Here is an 18,969-nt window from a genome sequence, read left to right as displayed (position 1 = left end):
TTGACCATGTGGTACTTCGCCTGGATCCTCGGCGCCGGCCTGGCCTCGGTCGTGGCCATCCTCAACGGCATGTGGTTCGAAGCCCGCGAAACCAGCCGGCTGGACGACGAGCAGCGTTGAAACTGTAAAAAAAGGTTGCCGATACGGCCTTCACACCGTATTCTTGGCGGCTCCTTCGGGGTGTAGCTCAGTCTGGTAGAGCGCTACGTTCGGGACGTAGAGGTCGCAGGTTCGAATCCTGTCTCCCCGACCACTTCTGGTGGTCGCATCGAAGCCTGGAAACACGATTTCCAGGCTTTTGTGTCTAAGGCCGTGGTGACACGGCACCGAAGGTGAATGAAACATCCCCCTTGCCGCCGAATGCGGGGATGGCTACAATAGGCGGCTCCTTACGGGGTGTAGCTCAGTCTGGTAGAGCGCTACGTTCGGGACGTAGAGGTCGCAGGTTCGAATCCTGTCTCCCCGACCAGTTACTGGTCACATTGAAGCCTGGAAGACTCACGTCCTCCGGGCTTTTTTGTGTTTGTCGTTCTGCGTGCCTTTGCGGGTATGTCAGCCGGTGCGTTCGCCGCGCGAAGGGCAGCCGAGCGTGGCTCGGCTCTACCGTCATGGAAGGGTGTCGCGTTCAGCGCGGTGTTCCTGATCTCCCACCCGCCCCGGCCCTGCGTGGCATGACCGCGTTTCATCGCCCGGACAGACCGCGCAGGTACAATGCCCGCCTTCGGGATGCGCGCGGCCTGCCCCATCCTTGCCATTGAATCCACGCTGCCACCGGCCCTGCGCCGGCGGCGGCGTTTCCGCACATCCGCCCCCACGGTGTTGCGCCACCTGCACGAGATCCACGCCCATGACGCCAACCGATCCCCCTGCCTCGTCCCTGTTGCGCGGACGCATGCTGGCCTTTGCCGCCATCCTGCTGGCTGCGCTGAACCTGCGCACCGCGGTTACCTCGGTGACCCCGCTGCTGGACCTGCTCGGCACGACCTTCGGCTTCGGCACCACGATGACCGGTGTGCTCGGCATGCTGCCCACGGCCTCGTTCGCGCTGTTCGGCGTTACCACGCCGATGGTGGCCCGTCGCATCGGGCTGGAACGCACCGCCCTGCTCGCCATGGGCCTGGCCACCGTGGGCCTGCTGCTGCGCTCGATGGCCGGCGGCATTGGCAGCCTGCTGTTCGGCTCCATCGTCGCGCTGGCCGGCATGGGCATCGGCAACGTGGTGGTGCCGCCGCTGGTGAAGCGCTACTTCGCCAACCGCGTCGGCACCGTCAGCACGCTGTACATCACCGTGCTGCAGGTCGGCACGATGATGCCGGCCCTGCTCGCCGTGCCGCTGGCCGAAAGCGCCGGCTGGCGCGTGTCGCTCGGCATCTGGTCGATCCTCGCCCTGGCCGCCGCGCTGCCGTGGCTGATGCTGGCCCGGCGCCGCCCGCACCCGGACCCGCTGGACACCGCCGCCGATCCGGCCGCGCAGCCGCACGGCAAGGTCTGGCGCACGCCGCTGGGCTGGGGCATGACGCTGATGTTCGGCATGACCTCGCTGATGACCTACTCGATGTTCACCTGGTTGCCGAGGATCGTGGTGGAAGCCGGTGCCAGCCCGGGCTTCGGCGGGATCATGGTGGCCATCTTCGCCGCCTGCGGCCTGCTGCCGTCGCTGACCATGCCAGCCCTGGCCGTGCGCCTGCGCAACCCGTTCCCGCTGGTGCTGATCGGCTTTTCCGCGTTCCTGATCGCGTTCGCCGGGCTGCTGTTCGCGCCGATGAAGGCGCCGTGGCTGTGGGCGATCCTGCTCGGCATCGGCCCGTCCACCTTCCCGCTGGCGCTGACCCTGATCAACCTGCGCACCCGCACCCCGGCCGGCTCGGCGGCGTTGTCCGGTTTCATGCAGGGCGTCGGCTATGCCTTCAGCTGCCTGGGGCCGTTCCTGTTCGGCTGGCTGCACGCGATCAGCGGCGCGTGGTACCTGCCGTTCGGGTTCCTGGTGTTCTGCGCGCTGGTGCTGCTGGCCGCCTCGTGGGTGGCCTGCAAGCCGCAGAAGCTCGAAGACCAGTGGTGATCTGACCACGGGCAGCGCCCGCCGTCGGCCGACAGCGCGTGCGTTGCATCCGAGGGAGCCGGCCAATGGCCGGCTCTACCCTTTACGCGCGGGTCTGGCCTTCGCCGCGCACCACGAAGCGCTCGACCGTGAGCGCCTCCAGGCCCATCGGGCCGTAGGCGTGCAGGCGCGTGGTGGAGATGCCGATCTCCGCGCCGAGGCCGAGCTCACCGCCGTCGGAGAAGCGCGAGGACGCGTTGACCATCACCACCGCCGAGCGCAGCGCGTGCACGAAACGTTCGGCTGCCTGCGGGTCTTCGGTGGCGATCACCTCGGTGTGGTCCGAGCTGTATTGCTGGATATGCGCCAGCGCCTGCTCGAGGTCGTCGACCACGCGCACGGCGATGACCAGGTCCAGGTACTCGGCGGCGTAATCCTCGTCGGTGGCCGGCTGCGCATCGGCGAGCCACTGGCGCGCACGGTCATCGGCACGCAGTTGCACGCCACGCGCGCGCAGTGCCGCGTCGGCCAACGGCAGGAAGGTCGCGGCGCTGTCGGCGTGCACCAACAGTGTCTCCAGCGAGTTGCAGGCCGACGGCCGGCTGCATTTTCCGTCCACCAGTAGCGCCAGCGCACTCTCCACATCGGCCGCGCGGTCCACGTACAGGTGGCACACGCCCTTGTAGTGCTTGATCACCGGCACGCGCGCGTGCTCGGCCACGAAGCGGATCAGGCCTTCGCCCCCGCGCGGGATCGCCAGGTCCACCAGGTCGTTGAGCTGCAGCAGTTCCAGCATGGTCTCGCGGCGCAGGTCGTCGACCAGGGTCAGCGCGGCATCGGCCACGCCGGCCTCGCGCAGTGCGCGCTTGAGTGCGGCGGCAATGGCGGTATTGGAATGGATCGCCTCCGAACCGCCGCGCAGGATCACGCCGTTGCCCGCCTTGATGCACAGCGCCGCTGCATCGGCGGTCACGTTCGGGCGCGCCTCGTAGATCATGGCGATCACGCCCAGTGGCACGCGCACCTTCTGCACGCGGATGCCGTTGGGGCGCACGTCGTCGCGGGTGATCGTGCCGACCGGGTCCGGCAGCGCGGCGACCTCACGCAGGGCCGCGGCGATGCCGGCCAGGCGCTGCGGGTTCAGCGCCAGGCGATCCAGCATCGCGGTGCCGACGCCCTTTTCGCTCGCGGCGGCGAGGTCGCGCGCGTTTGCGGCGAGGATCGCATCGGCATCGGCCTCCAGTGCGGCGGCCATCGCCTCCAGCAGCGCCGCCTTGGCGGTGGAGGACAGCTGCGCCAGTTGCTGGGCCGCGTCGCGGCAGGCCAGCGCCTGGGCGCGGATGTCGGAGGGGGAGCTGGCGACCATCTCAATATCCTCGGAAAAAGCAGCGTAGGGCCACGCCATGCGTGGCTGCGGAGTCTCGAACGATGCCCGGGTGCGCCGCCACGCAGTGCGTCGCGCGACATCCCAAGGCGCCGATCACAGCAGCACCAGGTCGTCGCGATGGATCACGTTGCCACCGTAGTTGTAGCCGAGCACGCTTTCAATGTCGCGCGAATGGCGGCCGGCGATGCGGCGGATGTCGCTGGCCGAATACTGGCTCACGCCCCGCGCCAACCGTACCTCGCCACTGGCATCGCACAGACGTACTTCGACCATGTCGCCACGGCGGAAGTCCCCGTCCGCGCCGCGCACGCCACCGGGCAGCAGCGAGGCGCCCTTGTCGCGCAGCGCAGTTGCCGCGCCGTCGTCGACCAGGATCGCGCCCGGCTCCAGCGGCGCATGCCGCAGCCAGTACTTGCGGGCGGCCACGCGGGTCTGCGCGGCGTGGATGCGCGTGCCGAACAGGCGCCCCTGCGCCAATGCGCGGACCACCTCGCTGTCGCGGCCGTTGAACAGGCAGGTGTCGATGCCGGCCCGGCCGGCCTTGGCGGCGGCCTCCAGCTTGGTATGCATGCCGCCGGTGCCCGCCCCACTGCCGGCGCCACCGGCCATCGCCAGCACCTCGCCGGTGAGCTCGGGCACGTCATGGATCGGACGCGCCTGCGGGTCGCGGCGCGGGTCGGCGCTGTACAGACCATCGATGTCGGTGGCGATGAACAGCACGTCGGCATCGATCAGCGCGGCCACGGTGGCGGCGAGGTTGTCGTTGTCGCCCAGCTTGAGCTCGTCCACCGAGACGGTGTCGTTCTCGTTGACCACCGGCAGCGCGCCCAACCGCAGCAGCTCATTGAGGGTAGCGCGCGCATTGAGGTAGCGACGGCGATTGCGCAGGTCGTCGTGGGTGAGCAGCACCTGCGCCACCGGGCGCTCGAAGAAGCGCTGCCACAGCCCGATCAGCTGTGCCTGGCCCAGCGCCGCCAGCGCCTGGCGCGCCGCCATGGCCGCACCGGCTTCCAGCGCGCGCGGCACGATGGCGCGGCCGGCGGCCACCGCGCCGGAGGAAACGATCACCACCTCGCGCCCGGCCAGCACATTGGCCGAGACGAACTGCGCCAGCCCCAGTGCGTGGCGTGGCGACAGGCCACCACCGTCGGCGGCGAGCAGGCTGCTGCCGACCTTGAGCACCGCGCGCTTCCACGCCGGGACGGGTTGTTCGGGGAACGGCGAATGCACGGGCAGCGTCATCGGTGTGCGCCTCAGCGCGTGTTCCATTCGTGGATGCGGGCGGTGGCGCTGCCGTGTACCAGCAACGGGTCGGTGTCCACCAGCGCCTGCGCGGCGGCCAGGTCGGCGATGTCCTGCAGCACGTAGGCACCGCCGCGCTTGTCGCTGAAACCGCCGGTCAGCAGCAGCTGGCCGCGGGCGCGCACCTCGTCGAGGAAACGCGCGTGCTCGGCGCCCACCTCGTCGCGGAACGCCGGGGTCCGCGTGACCAGGACCAGGTAACAGGTTTTCATGCAGTTTCCCTTGGCCGGGCGGGCCCGGCACGACGATGAAGAAACGGCGACCTTGCGGTCGCCGTCGTGATCACACCAGTGCGGCCCAACGGGCACGCAGCTCGTCCAGCCGCAGGTCGGCGGCGGCACCGGGCGAGACGCGCGCGGCCAGGCTGCCTTCGGGCGTGCGCCCCTGCCCTGCACTGTCGGCACCGGCGGCCGCGGCCTTGTAGGCCTCGCGGAACGGTACGCCGGCCACGGCCGCTTCCACCGCCACGTCGGTGGCATACATGCCCGAGTCGATGGCGGCGCGCAGCTTGTCATCGCGCCATTCCAGGTTGGCCAGCAGCGCCGGCAACAGCTCCAGCGCGGCCAGGCCACGGCCGAAGCCGTGGAAGATGGCGCCCTTGCTGCTCTGCAGGTCGCGGTGGTAACCGGACGGCAGCGACAGCAGCTGTTCGATCTCGGTGCGCGCCGCGGCCACGCTGGCATGGGTGGCGCGCATCAGTTCGATGACGTCCGGATTGCGCTTGTTGGGCATGATCGAGCTGCCGGTGGTGTACTGCGCCGGCAGCGCGACGAAGCCGAACTCGCCGCTGGTGAACAGCGACAGGTCCCACGCGATGCGGCGCAGGTCCAGGGTGGCCCCGCCCAGGGCTTCCAGGGCGGCCAGCTCGAACTTGCCGCGCGAGAGCTGCGCATAGATCGGCGAGACCTGCATGCGCGCAAAGCCCAGCGCGGCGGTGGTGTGGGCGCGGTCCAGCGGCAGGTTGACGCCGTAGCCGGCGGCGGTGCCCAGCGGATTGGCATCGATCAGCGCGAAGGTGTCGTGCGCGCGGATGGCATTGTCGATGAACGCCTCGGCCCAGCCGGCCCACCACATGCCCGCCGAGGACACCACGGCGCGCTGGATGTGGGTGTAGCCCGGCACCGGTAGGTCCTTTTCGGCCTCGGCGCGGTCGAGTGCGACCTTGGCGATCTCCCGGCTCAGGCCGGCCACCTGCAGCAGCTTGTCCTTCAGCCACAGCCGGGTGGCGACCAGGATCTGGTCGTTGCGGCTGCGCCCGGTGTGGATCTTGCGGCCGGCGTCGCCGAGGCGTTCGGTCAGCCGCGCTTCGATCGCCGAATGGCAGTCCTCGAAGCGCTCGTCCAGCACGAAGGCGCCACTGCGGAAGTCCTCGCCCAGCACGTCCAGCTCGCGCAGCAGGCCGTCCAGCTCGTCGCCGGACAGGATGCCGATGTGCTGCAGGCCCTGTGCGTGCGCCTTGCTGGCGGCCACGTCGTACAGGAAGAACTCGCGGTCCAGGATCACATCATCGCCGGCCAGGAAGGTCTGGATCTTGGCGTCCACCGCCACGCCGGGCTTCTGCCACAGAAGGTCTGCCATGTCTTGCTCCGTAGGCGGAATCGTCCGCCGGGTTGTACGCGCGCACCCGGGGTCGGGTGCGCAGCGGATAAGGTTCAGTGCGGGATCGAGGCCAGTTCGTCCAGGCCCAGGGCCAGGTTGAGGTTCTGCATGGCCTGGGTGGCCGCGCCCTTGAGCAGGTTGTCCAGGGTCGCCACCACCACCACCCGCTTGCCGCCGGGGGCCACGTCGAAACCGCCGATCTGCGCGCCATGCCGGCCGGCGATCCGGCTCACCCACGGTGCCTCGTCGAGCACCTCGATCAAGCCCTCGTGGGCGTAATACGCCTGGTACAGCGCGATCACGTCCTCGCGCTTGACCACGGTGTTGAGCCACAGGTTGACGGTCATGGTGATGCCGCGGAAATGCGGGGCCACGTGCGGCATGAATTCCACCGGCACGCGCAGGTGCGCGGTCACTTCGCGCTCGTGCACGTGGTTGGTGAGCGCGTAGGGCATCAGGTTGTCGCGCAGCAGCTCGGGGTTGTTCTTGTCCGAGGGCGTGGTGCCGGCGCCGGAATAGCCGGACACCCCGAAGCACTGCGGCGGGCCCGCCAACTGCTTGAGCAGCGGGCTGATCGCCAGCTGCATGGCGGTTGCATAGCAGCCCGGGTTGCTGATGTGTTTCTGGCCCAGGTAATCGCCACGGGTCAGCTCGGGCAGGCCGTAGAACCAGCTCGGCTCGAAGCGGTGATCGGCCGAGAGGTCCACGATCACCGTCTCTGGCCTGGCCGCATCCAGCGCCGCCACGAACGGTGCGGCCAAGCCATTGGGCAGCGCCAGGATCACCGCGTCCATGCCCTTGGCGGCGACCGCGTCGGCGTCCAGGTTCTCGAACTGCAGCTCGCCCTGCCAGTCGGCATGGTGGTCGGCCACGCGTTGACCAGCCAGCTCGCGCGAGGATACGAAGCCCAGCTGCAGGTTCGGGTGCGCGGCGATCAGCTTGATCAGCTCGGCGCCGGTATGGCCGCGGGCGCCGACGATGCCGACGGTGAAAGAGGTAGTGCTCATGCGTGTGCGTCCAGGCGGTGCTGCAGGTGGCGCTTCACGCCCTGCCATTCCGCGTCGATGATGGAGAAGATGACGGTGTCGCGCGGGGTGCCGTCGGGGTGGCGCTTGTGGTTGCGCAGCACGCCGTCCTGCTTGGCGCCCAGCCGCGCGATCGCGGTGCGCGAGGCGAAATTGAACCAGCTGGTTTCGAACACCACGCTCAGGCAGTTCAGCCGCTCGAAGGCGTGGGTGAGCAGCATCAGCTTGGTTTCGGTGTTCACGCCGGTGCGCTGGGCGGCCTCGCCATACCAGGTGTAGCCGATGCTCAGCCTGGGCACGTCCTCTTCCATGCCGTAGTAACGGGTGGTGCCGACCACTTCATCGGCGGCATTGAGGACCACGAACGGCAGCGCCTTGCCCTCGGCCTGCGCCTGCAGCGCGGCCTGCACGTAGCCGGTCATGCTCTTGGCGCTGGGCACCTGGGTGTACCAGAGGCTGGACAGCGTGCCGTCGCCCAGCGCGCCACGCAGCCCGTCGATGTGCGCCATCTGCAGCGGCTCCAGCCGCGCGTGCGTGCCGGCCAGGGTGGGGACTTTGGTCCAATCGGCGTGATTCATGGGGGTCAGCCCTCCAGGCTGGGGCTGCGCGCGGCGCAGTGTTCAACGTAGGTGCGGATGCGCTCGAACCCATCGGCGCCGAACCAGAACACCTTCCAGGTCCCCTGCTTGTAGCAACCATCCGATTCGGCGTAGTAGAAGTGGTTGATCGGGTTGCCATGGCGCGAGCGCCAGAACAGCTGCGGGGTTTCATCCAGCATCACGTTCCACACCGCTCGGCCCAGGCCTTCGCCCTGGGCATCATCGAGCACGGCGAACTTGTCCAGGTACACGCCTTCGGCCTCGTCGGTGAGGATCACCGCGGCGCGGTAGTTCTCGCTCACGTAGGCACGCAGCAGACGGGTCTTGTCGAAGTAGTCCGCCACCAGCGTGCGGCCGAAGCTGGATTCGATCAGCTGCTTCAGGCGCGGCAGGTCCAGTTCCTCCCAGGCGGTGGCGCGCAGCACCTTCTCGCCCTTGCGCACCAGCGTGCCCGAGCCCTTGTGGGTGAACAGTTCCTTGGCCAGGTCGGCCGGGCGGGTGATCGAGACCGAGGACTCCAGCGGCAGCCGGTCCAGCAGGTCCTTGATCTGTTCGATCTTGACCTTCATGCCGCCGTGGATCCACGGCTGGGCGATCAGGTGGTCGTACTCGGTGGACAGGTTGATCGAGTCGATCACCTTGCCCTCCTCGTCGAGCAGGCCGCCGGTGCCGGTGAGGAAGATGATCTTGTACGGCTGCAGTTCCTGGACCAGCTCGTTGGCGGCGAAATCGGCGTTGACGTTGAGGATCTGCCCGCAGCGGGTTTCGCCCAGGCTGGTGATCACCGGGATGGAACCGGCGCGGAGGCTGGCTTCGATCGGGGCCAGGTTGACCTTCTTGACCTCGCCGACCAGCCCGTAGGTGGCCTGGTCCAGGTACTCGGCCTCGAACACGCCGCCGGTGATGGACGTGGCACGCGCACCGTTCTGCTGCAGGGCTTCGACCAGTTGCAGGTTGGAGGCCTGGAACACCCGGCGCACGATCGCCAGGCCTTCCGGCGAGGTCACGCGCAGGCCGTTGACGGTTTCCTTGACGATGCCCGCCGCCGACAGCTCGGCGTCCAGCTGCGGACCGGCGCCGTGCAGCACGATCGGGGTCAGGCCGACTTCCTGCAGGAACGACAGCGAGGACGTCAGCGCCTCCAGGTCGTCGCGCAGCACCGCGCCGCCGACCTTGACCACGGCGAAGCGTTTGGCGTCCAGCTGCGAAAAACGCTTGAGGTACTGGCTGATCTCCTTCGCGCTGGCCATGCTCGAGAGCAGGCGCACGATGGTCTGACGGGTCTGGCGGTGGGGCTGGGAAGAAGGCATTTCGGTATCGTCACAGGCGGCCGCGGCCGCGATGGGGGATCCGTCAGTGGCAGGCCACGACGGCGTCATGGAATCAGGCGCCTTGGGCGATGATGCGGTGTACCGCGTCGGCGTAGCGCTGCAGCTGCTCCAGCGTCACGAACTCATCGGCGGTGTGGGCCTGGGCGATGTCGCCCGGGCCATACACCAGCGTGGTGTAACCACCGGCGGAAAACAGCGAGGCTTCGGTCCAGAAGTCCACCGCATTGCCGATCGGGATATCCAGCGCGTCGGCCACATCTCGCGCGGCGAGCCGGCGGTTTTCCGCTTCGGCGATGTCACCGGCCGGGAAACTCGGGCCGCGGAAGGTCTCGGTGAATACCGCGGCCTCCGGCTCGGCGAACCCGGCAAAGGTGGCCAGCAGCGCATCGATGTCCATCGACGGCAGCGGGCGGAACCCGAACCGCACTTCGGCAGCCGGGGCGATCATGTTGGCCTTGATGCCGCCTTCCACCCGACCGATGTTGAAGCGCAGGCCCGTCAGCCCGCCGAAGCGTGCATGCGCCAGCGAGTCCACATGGTCCAGCGCGCGGTTGCCCCAGCGCATGGCCTGGTGCAGCGCGCTCGCCGCCGCATCCTGCTTGCCCGACGCATGCCCTGCCCGGCCCTTGAACTGCATCAGCACCGAGCTGATGCCACGGTGCGCGAGCACCGCCTCGCTCATCGTGGGCTCGGCGACCAGCACCGCGTCGTACGGAATGCCACGGGCGAGGAAGGCTGCGATGCAACGCGGGTCGTTGGCCTCCTCGTCGCTGGAGAACAGGAACGCGGCATCGCCCTCGCTGGCATTCGCAGCGGCCACCAGCGCAGCAGCAGCGCCCTTGATGTCGCACACGCCCAGCCCGATCACCCGGTCTTCCGCGCGCCGCATCACGTGCGGATCGGCGCTCCAGTGCGGCGAGTCCGGCACGGTATCCAGGTGCACGTTGAACAGGTACTTCGGCGTCCCGCGCACGGCGTACAGGCTGACCGCGCCGTCGCCATGGTCGATCACCTCCACGTTGAACCCGGGCAGGTTGGCGCGCAGGTAATCGAAGATGCCGCCGGTGGTGATCGCACGCGGCGGATTGCGCGTGTCGAACGACACCAGGGCCTGCAGGTGGGTGAGCGTCTGTTCCAGCATGTGTCGGGGGTCCTTCGCCATGGCCAGGGCCATGGCGCGAAAATTCGGCGCCGGCGGACTTAAAATCCGCCGGCAAGATCACTCGATCGCCTCAGCGATTCACCTGCGCGTACAACGTGGAGCTCATGCCGAACAGCTTGATGAAGCCTTCGGCTTCTTCCACGCCCCAGTCGGCCGACTGCGCGTAGGTAGCGCCCTTGGTGTTGAGCAGGTGCGGCGACTTCACCGCCACCGCATCGACGCGGCCACCGCGGGTTTCCAGCACCACTTCGCCGTTGACCTTGGCCTGCGAGGACTTCAGGAAGGCTTCGATGTCGGTCTTGAGCGGGTCGTGGTAGAAGCCTTCGTACACCAGCTCCACCCACTTGCGCGCCACGTCCGGCTTGAAGCGGTTCTGCTGCTTGGTCAGCACCGCATCTTCCAGCGCGCGGTGCGCGGCCAGCAACGAGACCAGGCCCGGGGCCTCGAACACGATGCGGCCCTTCAGGCCGATCACGGTATCGCCGGTGTACACGCCACGACCGACGCCGTACGGGGCGAACAGCTTGTTGAGCTTGGCCAGGATCTGCTCACCCGGCAGTGCCTTGCCGTCCAGCTCGACCGCCTCGCCTGCGACGAACTTCAGCTTGACGGTCAGCGGCTCGATCGGCCACGCGCTGCGCGGCGCGCACCAGCCGCGGGCGCCTTCGCCCGGAGCTTCCCACCGGTCGATCTCGCCGCCGGACATGGTCAGGCCGAGCAGGTTTTCGTTGATGGTGTAGGCCTGCTGCTTGGCGCGCACGCCGAAGCCGCGCTCTTCCAGGTACTTCTGCTCGTAGGCGCGGGTCTGGGTGTGTTCCTTCTGGATCTCGCGGATCGGGGCGACGATCTGGTAGTCGCCCAGTGCCTTCACGGCCAGGTCGAAGCGGACCTGGTCGTTGCCCATGCCGGTGCAGCCGTGGGCGATGATGTTGGTGCCCAGTTCGGCGGCGCGCTTGAGTGCGGCATCCACGATCAGGTAGCGGTCGGACACCAGCAGCGGGTACTGGCCCTGGTAGCCTTCGCCGGCCCACACGAACGGCTTGACGAAGCCGTTCCAGATGGCCGGGCCGCCGTCGACGGTGACATGGCTGGTCACGCCCAGCTCGGCGGCGCGCTTCTCGATGAAATCGCGCTCTTCGTCATCCACGCCGCCGGTATCGGCGAACACGGTGTGCACGTTGTAGCCACGCTCCTGCAGGTAAGGCACGCAGAAGCTGGTGTCGAGTCCGCCGGAGAAGGCCAGGACGATGTCTTTATTGCTCATGGGGGTAAGGGTCCAGTAGAGGGATGGGAATTCGGTAGAGCCGACCGTTGGTCGGCTGGAATGTTCGATGCGCCGGTTGGAGAGCAGCCGACCCACGGTCGGCCCTACCCCTGGTTGGCGTTACCGGCCGATCAACGCCGACATGATCGCCTTCTGCACGTGCAGGCGGTTCTCGGCCTCGTTGATGGCGATGCACTGCGCCGAGTCCATTACCCCGTCGGTGGCCTTCACGTTGCGGCGCAGCGGCAGGCAGTGGCTGAAGACGCCGTTGTTGCTCAAGGCCATCTTGGCCTCGTCCACGATGAAGTGCTTGTACTGGTCGCGGATGGGCTTTTCCGGTTCCCAGTTGCCGAAGAACGGCAGCGCGCCCCAGCTCTTGGCGTACACCACGTCGGCGCCGGCGTAGGCGCTGGCGATGTCGTGGCTGACCTGCAGCGAACCGCCGCTCTCGGCCACGTTCTGCTCGGCCCAGCCCATGTAGCGCTCATCGAGCACGTAGTCCGGGGTCGGGCACAGCAGGGTCACGTCCATGCCCATGCGGGTGGCGATGGTCAGCGCCGAGTTGGCCACGGCGGTGTTGAGCGGCTTGGGGTGGTAGGTCCAGGTCAGCACGTACTTCTTGCCGCGCAGGTCCTGGGTACCGAAGTGTTCCTGCAGCGCCATCACGTGGGCCAGTTCCTGGCACGGGTGGGTGATGGTTTCCATGTTGATCACCGGCACCGGCGAGTACTTGGCGAAGCTCTTGAGCACCTCGTCCTCGCGGTCCTTGGTCCAGTCGATGAACTTCGGGAACGCGCGCACGCCGATCAGGTCGACGTAGCGGCCCAGCACCCGGGCCACTTCGGCGATGTGCTCTTCGGTATCCCCGTCCATCACCGAGCCCAGGTTGAACTCGATCGGCCATGCATCCTTGCCCGGCTGCAGCACGATCGCGTGGCCGCCCAGCTGGAACGCCCCCAGCTCGAAGCTGGTGCGGGTGCGCATGGACGGGTTGAAGAACACCAGGGCAATCGATTTGCCCTTGAGCTCCTCGCCCAGTTTGTTGCGCTTGAACAGCGCGGCCTGGGTCAGCAGGGCATCCAGGTCGGTGCGGCTCCAATCCTGGGTGTTCAGGAAGTGCTTCAGGGACATCGATCGATCCTTTGCGGCTGGTTTTCCACCGTTGCCGGCGGAGGTTGGGGGCGCCGGGGCGCGTTCAGGGCTCAAACAAACACATACAGATGAAACTTTTCAGATCGTAGAAACGAAAAAACCCAGCGCGGGGGCTGGGTTTTCCGAACAGACAGCACGAAGCTCCGGTTACCCAGCGAAAATGTGGGGTTCCGGTCGGCGGGCACGCGACGTCATGCCGGTCGCCATACGGGCGGCGCTGGTGTCGTGCTGGAAGTCGGTGAGTTTCATGGCCGCCAATCTTTGCATGCGTACGGGGTGGGTGCAAGGCCTGAAGGGAATATTCAGGCCGCGGGCCTCACGGATTGGCCGCGCTGCCCTGCTCGGCGCCGATCCACGGGGTGATCGAGACGCGGATCTTGAGCCGGTTGCCCGGATCCTCCGGGAGCCGCGAGCGGTACTTGGTGCCCTTGTAGACGTAATCCACGTCGTAGGCGATGGGGCGGCGGAACTCGCGGCCGACCGGAATGATCCGGCATTCGCGGGTGAGCAGCGGGCCGTTGTTGGCGGCCGGGGCCGGGGCTTCGGCCACCGGCAGCTCTTCCTCGGTGCCGTCTTCACGGCGGAAGATCGAGCGCACCGAGTCCATGAAGCGGCCGAAACGGCCCTTGTCCTCCTGGGGTTCCTCGCCGGTCACGTTGACCGGGGCCAGCGTGCGCGTGGAGACCGGCTCGCAATGCTCTTCGGTGCGGGTGGCGCGCAACGTCTGGAACACCGGCTCGACGTTGAGCACCTGCGCGTAGTCGAACTTGACGTTCTCCACGATCACCACCCGGTTACGGACCTCGCCGTCCTGGGCACACGCCATGAAGGCGGCACCTCCCAGCAGGCAGGCCAGCGTCAACAACGAAGTGGATTTCATTGGCAACAGGTTAGAGGACAAGGCGGATAGTTTAGGCAGTGCCAGGCACAAGGGGCTGAACATTACCCTTCCGCGACGATTCTGCCCATAGCCGGTTACCGTGCGGGACAGGCGGCGGGCCCCGGCGCTGGGCCGCGATGTGATCTAAAATCGAGGGCTTGCCCCCCTTCCCTCCCCACCACCGACCCCATGACCCTGCGCCTGCACAACAACCTGACTCGCCAGCTCGAACCGTTCACCCCGCTCGATCCGACCTGTCCGACCCTGTATGTCTGCGGCCCCACGGTCTACAACTACGTCCACATCGGCAACGCCCGTGGCCCGGTGGTCTTCGGGGTGCTGGCGGCCCTGCTGCGGCGCCGTTTCGGAAGCCTGCGCTACGCCCGCAACATCACCGACGTGGATGACAAGATCAACGCCGCCGCGCGTGAACAGGGCGTGCCGATCTCGACCATCACCGACCGCTTCGCCGCCGCCTACCGCGAGGACATGGGGGCGCTGGGCGTGGCCCCGCCGGACATCGAGCCGGAAGCCACCGCGCACATCCCGCAGATCGTGACGATGATCGAACAACTGGTCGCCGCCGGGCATGCCTATGCCGCCGAGGGCCACGTGCTGTTCTCGGTTGCCTCCTATGCCGACTACGGCAAGCTTTCCCGCCGTGATCCGGACGAGATGCTGGCCGGCGCGCGGGTGGACGTGGCCCCGTACAAGCGCGACCCCGGCGATTTCGTGCTGTGGAAACCCTCCAGCGACGACCTGCCCGGCTGGGACTCGCCTTGGGGCCGGGGCCGCCCGGGCTGGCACATCGAGTGCTCGGCCATGGCCGCCGCCCACCTGGGCCCGACCATCGACATCCACGCCGGCGGCGTGGACCTGCAGTTCCCGCACCACGAGAACGAGATCGCGCAGAGCGAGTGCGCCCACGGCGGCAAGACCTTCGCCCGCTTCTGGCTGCACAACGGCATGCTCAACTTCGGCGGCGCCAAGATGAGCAAGTCGATCGGCAACATCGAGCGCGTCCACGACCTGGTGCGCAAGCATGCGCCGGAAGCGCTGCGCCACGCGCTGCTGTCGGCCCATTACCGGCAGCCGCTGGACTGGTCCGACGCGCTGATCGAGCAGTCCACCCGCACCCTGGACCGCCTGTACGGCACCCTGCGCGACCTGGCCGACGTGCCGGCGACGGCGGTGATCCCGGCCGAGATCGAGGCGGCGCTGGACGATGACCTCAATACGCCGCAGGCGCTGGCCGAACTGGCCCGCATCGCCGCCGAGGCGCGCAAGGCGACCCCGGCCGAACAGGCGCACTGGAAGACCGCGCTGCTCGGCGCCGGCCTCGCGCTGGGGCTGCTGCAGCAGGATCCAGCGGCATGGTTCGGCAATGCCCCCGGCGACGCCGACGACGATGCCCGCATCCAGGCCCTGATCGACGCGCGTAGCGCGGCCAAGCAGGCCCGCGACTTCGCCCGCGCCGATGCCCTCCGCGACCAGCTTGCCGCCGAGGGCATCGTCCTGGAAGACACCGCGCAGGGCGTGCGCTGGGTACGCAAGCGCTGAACGGCCGCCCGGCCAGCGGCCGGGCACCCCTCGACACAGACCCGGCCACGGATGGCCGGGTGCCTCCCCCGAACCATCAAGGCCAGACCACGGAAGGCGCGCACCGGCCTGGAGCCCCCCCATGACCACCGCATCCCCGTTCCCGCTTGAAGCCACCGCCGCCGAGGCCCAGGCCGCCATCGCCGAGGAGTTCGCCTTCTTCGGCGACTGGTCCGAGCGCTACCAGTACCTGATCGATCTGGGCCGCAAGCTGCCCACATTCCCGGACGAGTGGAAGACCGAGCAGCACCGCCTGCTCGGCTGCCAGTCGATGGTCTGGATCGTGCCCGAAGGCAACGCGCAGCAGCTGCGCTTCCACGCCATCAGCGACTCGGCGATCGTCTCCGGGTTGATCTACCTGGCGCTGCGGGTGTACTCGGGCCGCTCGGCCGCCGACATCCTGGCCACCGAACCGACCTACATCCAGGACATCGGCCTGTCGCGCCACCTGTCGCCGACCCGCAGCAATGGCGTGGCCGCCATGCTCGCCTTCATCCGCGAGACGGCGCAGTCGCAGCACGCCGCCTCGTGAGCACCGACGCCCCCGCCGACCGTGCCGATGGCGCGCTGGCCCTGCTGGCCCGCCCCGGCTTCTCGCTGCTGCTGGCCTACCGCATCTGCGCGATGCTGTCCTACCAGATCGTCGCGGTGACGGTGGGCTGGCACATCTACGAGGTCACCCGCAATCCATTCTCGCTGGGCCTGGTGGGCCTGGCCGAGGTGCTGCCGTTCTTCTGCGTGGCCCCGTTCGCCGGTTACCTGGTGGATCACCTGCCGCGGCGCAGGCTGGGCATGGTCGCCGCCAGCGGGCTGGTGCTCACGGCGGTGGTGCTGACCGCGGTGGCCAAGGGCTGGCTGCCCTTCCACGGGGTATGGCCGATCTATGCGGCGATCGCGATGACCGGCATGGTCCGCGCGTTCCTCTCGCCGATCTACAACGCGCTGTTTGCGCGCGTGCTCGAACGCCCGCAATACGCGCGCGGCGCCGGGCTCGGCGCGGTGATGTTCCAGACCGGCATGGTGGCCGGGCCGGCGTTGGGTGGCGTGCTGGTGGCCTGGGGCGGCACGGGCGTGGCGTACGGCGTGGCCGCGTCGGTGGCGCTGCTGGCCGTGGGCTGCCTGGGCGTACTGCGCGTGTCCGAGCCGGTGCACACCGGACCGGCGGCCCCCATCTTCAAGAGCATCGCCGAGGGCGGCCGCTTCGTGCTGGGCAACCGGATCATGGTCGGGGCGATGGCGCTGGACATGTTCTCGGTACTGCTGGGCGGCGTGGTGGCGATGCTGCCGGCGTTCCTGCACGAGATCCTGCACCACGGCCCGGAAGGCCTGGGCATCCTGCGTGCGGCACCGGCGCTGGGCTCGGTGTGCGTGGGGCTGTGGCTGGCGCGCCGACCACTGCAGCGCAACGCCGGCCGGGTGCTGCTGTTTGCGGTGGCCGGGTTCGGGCTGTGCGTGATCGGCTTCGGGCTGTCGCACAGTTTCTGGCTGTCGGCGGTGATCCTGCTGTTCTACGGCGCCTTCGACGGAGTCTCGGTGGTGATCCGCTCGACGATCCTGCAGTTGGCCACGCCGGAAGCGATGCGCGGCCGGGTCTCCTCGATCAACGGCATCTTCATCAGCTCCTCCAACGAACTGGGCGCGTTCTACGCCGGCACCATGGCCCGGCTGCTCGGCCTGGTCCCGGCGGTAGTGCTGGGCGGTTGCGCGGTGCTGAGCGTGGCCGGCATCACCGCCTGGAAGAACCCCACCCTGCGCCGCCTAAACCTCGGCGACCTGTAGATCCACGCCATGCGTGGATGCTTTTCCGCGCCGCGCCCCGCACAGCATCCACCCACCCGTAGATCCACGCCATGCGTGGATGCCTTCCCGCCCCGCGCCCCGCACAGCATCCACCCACCCGTAGATCCACGCCATGCGTGGATGCCTTGCCGCGCCGTGCCCCGCACAGCATCCACCCACCCGTAGATCCACGCCATGCGTGGATGCCTTGCCGCGCCGCGCCGCGCCCCGCACAGGATCCACCCAGCCATAGATCCACGCCATGCGTGGATGCCTTGCCCCATCCACGCGCCAATCGCGACCAACATGCAAAAAAAACCCGGCCGAAGCCGGGTTTTTCCATGCACTCACCACGACCAGCGATCAGTCGCCCTGCTGCTTCTGCAGGTGCTCCCAACGCTCCTGGGCGTCGATGGTGCGTTCGGCGGTGAGGCGGGCTTCCAGGCGATCCAGGCCGATTTCCTCGCCCGTATCGACGCAGTAACCGTAGTCACCATCTTCCAGACGCTTCAGCGTGCTGTTGATCTTGCCGATCAGCTTGCGGTAACGGTCGCGGGTCCGCAGTTCCAGCGAGTTTTCGGTCTCGCGGGTGGCGCGTTCGGCTTCATCGCCGATGTCGCGCACTTCTTCCTGCAGGTTCGCGATGGTCTGCTTGGATTCCTCCACCAGATCATTGCGCCAGTGCTGCAGGCGCTGGCGGAAATACTCCAGCTGCAGCGGGCTCATGTACTCCTCTTCCGCGCTCGGCTTGTAGCCGTCGGGCAGGATCGGACGACCGGTGGCTTCGTCAGTCTTGTATTCCACCACCTTCACCTTGGTGCGCGGGGCCGGGGCGGCCGAACGCGCGGCGACGGCAACGGCGACCTTGCCGACCGGACGCGAAACAGGCTTGGGGGCGGACTCGGACTTGGCGGGGGTTTTTGCAGGCGATTTCGAAACGGGCACGGGATTCTTGTTTTGCGGGGCCTTGGAGGCGGGGGCGGCCGTCACCGGCGCCGGCGCGGAGGCCGGAGGGGTAACAGGCGTGGCCGCACTCTTGGCCGGGACAGACTTGGCCGGCGCCGGCGATGCCGGCTTCGGTGCGGACTTCACTACGGGTGCTGCCACCGGCGTTGCGGCCGGCTTGGTTGCCACGGGCTTGCTGGCGGTCTTGGCAGCCTTCACCGGCTTGGCCGGCGGCTGCTTGGCCGCCACCTTCTTCACAGGTGCAGGCTTGGAAGCCGGCTTGGCAGCGGCCGGCTTCACGGATTTCTTTGCCACGGTCGCCGGTGCGGCCTTCTTCACCGGCGCCTTGGCGACCGGCTTGGACGGCTTGGCCACCGCTGCCTTCTTGGCCACGGCCTTCTTGGCCACGACCTTCTTGGCCGGTGCAGCTTTCTTTGCCGGCGCCTTGGCGACGACCGGCTTCTTGGCGACGGCTTTCTTCACCGCCTTGGCCGGGGTCTTGGCGACCGGTTTTTTCACGGGTGCCGTCCTGGCCGCCGGTTGTTTGGATGCAGGCTTGCCAGCCGGCTTGGAGGCCGGTTTCTTGGCAACGGACTTGGCCGCCAACTTCTTAGCAACAGGCTTGGCGGTTTTCTTGGCGGCCTTGACGGCCTTCTTTGCAGTTTTTTTAGCAGCCACGAAACGCTCTTCCTTGGATTCCCCGGGGCCCGGGAAAGCGGGCCTTTATAGCCTACCCGACCAGCAGCAGCAACCACACCGCCTACTCCGTTCAGCCCCGGAGTCGCAAGGCGTGCAGCCAATCCACCGCGGGGGCGGACCGTCTTGCGCAGTTCGGTACCTGACCCGGCCAACAGCCGGGGCGGCCCGCCACGCGCGTGGACGCGGAGGGGGCCAACGGCCCATCCTG

General features: G+C 68.1%; 17 protein-coding genes and 2 tRNA genes. 7 read left to right on the top strand and 12 right to left on the bottom strand.

Annotated features, from left to right (window positions below):
• The first annotated feature begins 6 nt into the window (after positions 1–6).
• The 4 genes from cydX (at position 7) to AC06FD_RS03230 (ending at position 2,059) form a co-directional block, all read left to right on the top strand.
• Positions 7–120 carry a cytochrome bd-I oxidase subunit CydX gene (gene cydX / locus AC06FD_RS03245; RefSeq protein ID WP_259203427.1) on the top strand — a complete coding sequence of 38 codons (114 nt, stop codon included), beginning with the start codon at positions 7–9 and terminating at the stop codon, positions 118–120.
• 56 nt (positions 121–176) lie between these two features.
• Positions 177–253: transfer RNA gene (locus tag AC06FD_RS03240), tRNA-Pro, on the top strand.
• A 139-nt stretch (positions 254–392) separates the two neighbouring features.
• Positions 393–469 (top strand) — tRNA-Pro (locus tag AC06FD_RS03235).
• Positions 470–847: 378 nt separating this feature from the next.
• Complete coding sequence (locus AC06FD_RS03230) at positions 848–2,059, top strand: CynX/NimT family MFS transporter (RefSeq protein ID WP_478076960.1); 1,212 nt, start codon at positions 848–850, stop codon at positions 2,057–2,059.
• 82 nt (positions 2,060–2,141) lie between these two features.
• On the opposite strand, the gene AC06FD_RS03225 is transcribed toward AC06FD_RS03230, so the two are convergent.
• From AC06FD_RS03225 to AC06FD_RS03175, 11 genes are all read right to left on the bottom strand, one after another.
• Positions 2,142–3,404: a glutamate-5-semialdehyde dehydrogenase gene (locus AC06FD_RS03225; protein WP_478076959.1), complete on the bottom strand. Its 1,263-nt coding sequence runs from the start codon at positions 3,402–3,404 to the stop codon at positions 2,142–2,144.
• A 114-nt stretch (positions 3,405–3,518) separates the two neighbouring features.
• Positions 3,519–4,667 (bottom strand): glutamate 5-kinase, encoded by a 1,149-nt coding sequence (gene proB / locus AC06FD_RS03220; protein ID WP_478076958.1) that lies wholly within the window; start codon positions 4,665–4,667, stop codon positions 3,519–3,521.
• Positions 4,668–4,678: 11 nt separating this feature from the next.
• Positions 4,679–4,939, bottom strand: a complete 261-nt coding sequence (locus AC06FD_RS03215; protein WP_394162499.1) for a YciI family protein — start codon at positions 4,937–4,939, stop codon at positions 4,679–4,681.
• Positions 4,940–5,009: 70 nt separating this feature from the next.
• The gene (argH, locus tag AC06FD_RS03210) at positions 5,010–6,305 is read right to left on the bottom strand and encodes an argininosuccinate lyase (protein ID WP_449336155.1); all 1,296 of its coding nucleotides are present in this window, start codon (positions 6,303–6,305) and stop codon (positions 5,010–5,012) included.
• Positions 6,306–6,379: 74 nt separating this feature from the next.
• Complete coding sequence (gene argC, locus AC06FD_RS03205; RefSeq protein ID WP_394162495.1) at positions 6,380–7,333, bottom strand: N-acetyl-gamma-glutamyl-phosphate reductase; 954 nt, start codon at positions 7,331–7,333, stop codon at positions 6,380–6,382.
• Positions 7,330–7,929, bottom strand: a complete 600-nt coding sequence (locus AC06FD_RS03200; RefSeq protein ID WP_478076957.1) for a GNAT family N-acetyltransferase — start codon at positions 7,927–7,929, stop codon at positions 7,330–7,332. The genes argC and AC06FD_RS03200 overlap by 4 nt, the downstream gene beginning before the upstream one ends.
• Before the next feature lie 5 nt (positions 7,930–7,934).
• Complete coding sequence (locus tag AC06FD_RS03195) at positions 7,935–9,260, bottom strand: acetylglutamate kinase (RefSeq protein WP_259203441.1); 1,326 nt, start codon at positions 9,258–9,260, stop codon at positions 7,935–7,937.
• 73 nt (positions 9,261–9,333) lie between these two features.
• The gene (locus tag AC06FD_RS03190; RefSeq protein ID WP_394162491.1) at positions 9,334–10,422 is read right to left on the bottom strand and encodes an acetylornithine deacetylase; all 1,089 of its coding nucleotides are present in this window, start codon (positions 10,420–10,422) and stop codon (positions 9,334–9,336) included.
• Positions 10,423–10,513: 91 nt separating this feature from the next.
• Positions 10,514–11,707, bottom strand: a complete 1,194-nt coding sequence (locus AC06FD_RS03185) for an argininosuccinate synthase (protein WP_259203443.1) — start codon at positions 11,705–11,707, stop codon at positions 10,514–10,516.
• Positions 11,708–11,827: 120 nt separating this feature from the next.
• The gene (locus AC06FD_RS03180) at positions 11,828–12,838 is read right to left on the bottom strand and encodes an N-acetylornithine carbamoyltransferase (protein WP_478076956.1); all 1,011 of its coding nucleotides are present in this window, start codon (positions 12,836–12,838) and stop codon (positions 11,828–11,830) included.
• Between the two features lie 337 nt (positions 12,839–13,175).
• The gene (locus AC06FD_RS03175) at positions 13,176–13,739 is read right to left on the bottom strand and encodes a hypothetical protein (protein ID WP_394162487.1); all 564 of its coding nucleotides are present in this window, start codon (positions 13,737–13,739) and stop codon (positions 13,176–13,178) included.
• Positions 13,740–13,928: 189 nt separating this feature from the next.
• Between AC06FD_RS03175 and cysS the strand changes: the two genes are divergently transcribed.
• From cysS to AC06FD_RS03160, 3 genes are all read left to right on the top strand, one after another.
• Positions 13,929–15,299, top strand: coding sequence for a cysteine--tRNA ligase (cysS, locus tag AC06FD_RS03170; protein ID WP_478076955.1), 1,371 nt, complete (start codon positions 13,929–13,931; stop codon positions 15,297–15,299).
• Positions 15,300–15,420: 121 nt separating this feature from the next.
• Positions 15,421–15,870 (top strand): SufE family protein, encoded by a 450-nt coding sequence (locus AC06FD_RS03165; protein WP_259203449.1) that lies wholly within the window; start codon positions 15,421–15,423, stop codon positions 15,868–15,870.
• Complete coding sequence (locus tag AC06FD_RS03160; RefSeq protein ID WP_478076954.1) at positions 15,867–17,117, top strand: MFS transporter; 1,251 nt, start codon at positions 15,867–15,869, stop codon at positions 17,115–17,117. Before AC06FD_RS03165 ends, AC06FD_RS03160 begins: the two co-directional genes overlap by 4 nt.
• Before the next feature lie 363 nt (positions 17,118–17,480).
• Here AC06FD_RS03160 and dksA read toward each other — a convergent pair whose 3' ends face one another.
• Positions 17,481–18,740: an RNA polymerase-binding protein DksA gene (gene dksA / locus AC06FD_RS03155; RefSeq protein WP_394162481.1), complete on the bottom strand. Its 1,260-nt coding sequence runs from the start codon at positions 18,738–18,740 to the stop codon at positions 17,481–17,483.
• Between the last annotated feature and the right edge of the window lie 229 nt (positions 18,741–18,969).

It is taken from the genome of Stenotrophomonas sp. Steno-Z1, assembly GCF_056393175.1.
Note: the sequence above shows the minus strand (reverse complement) of the source record. Positions and strands in the feature narration are given on the sequence as shown.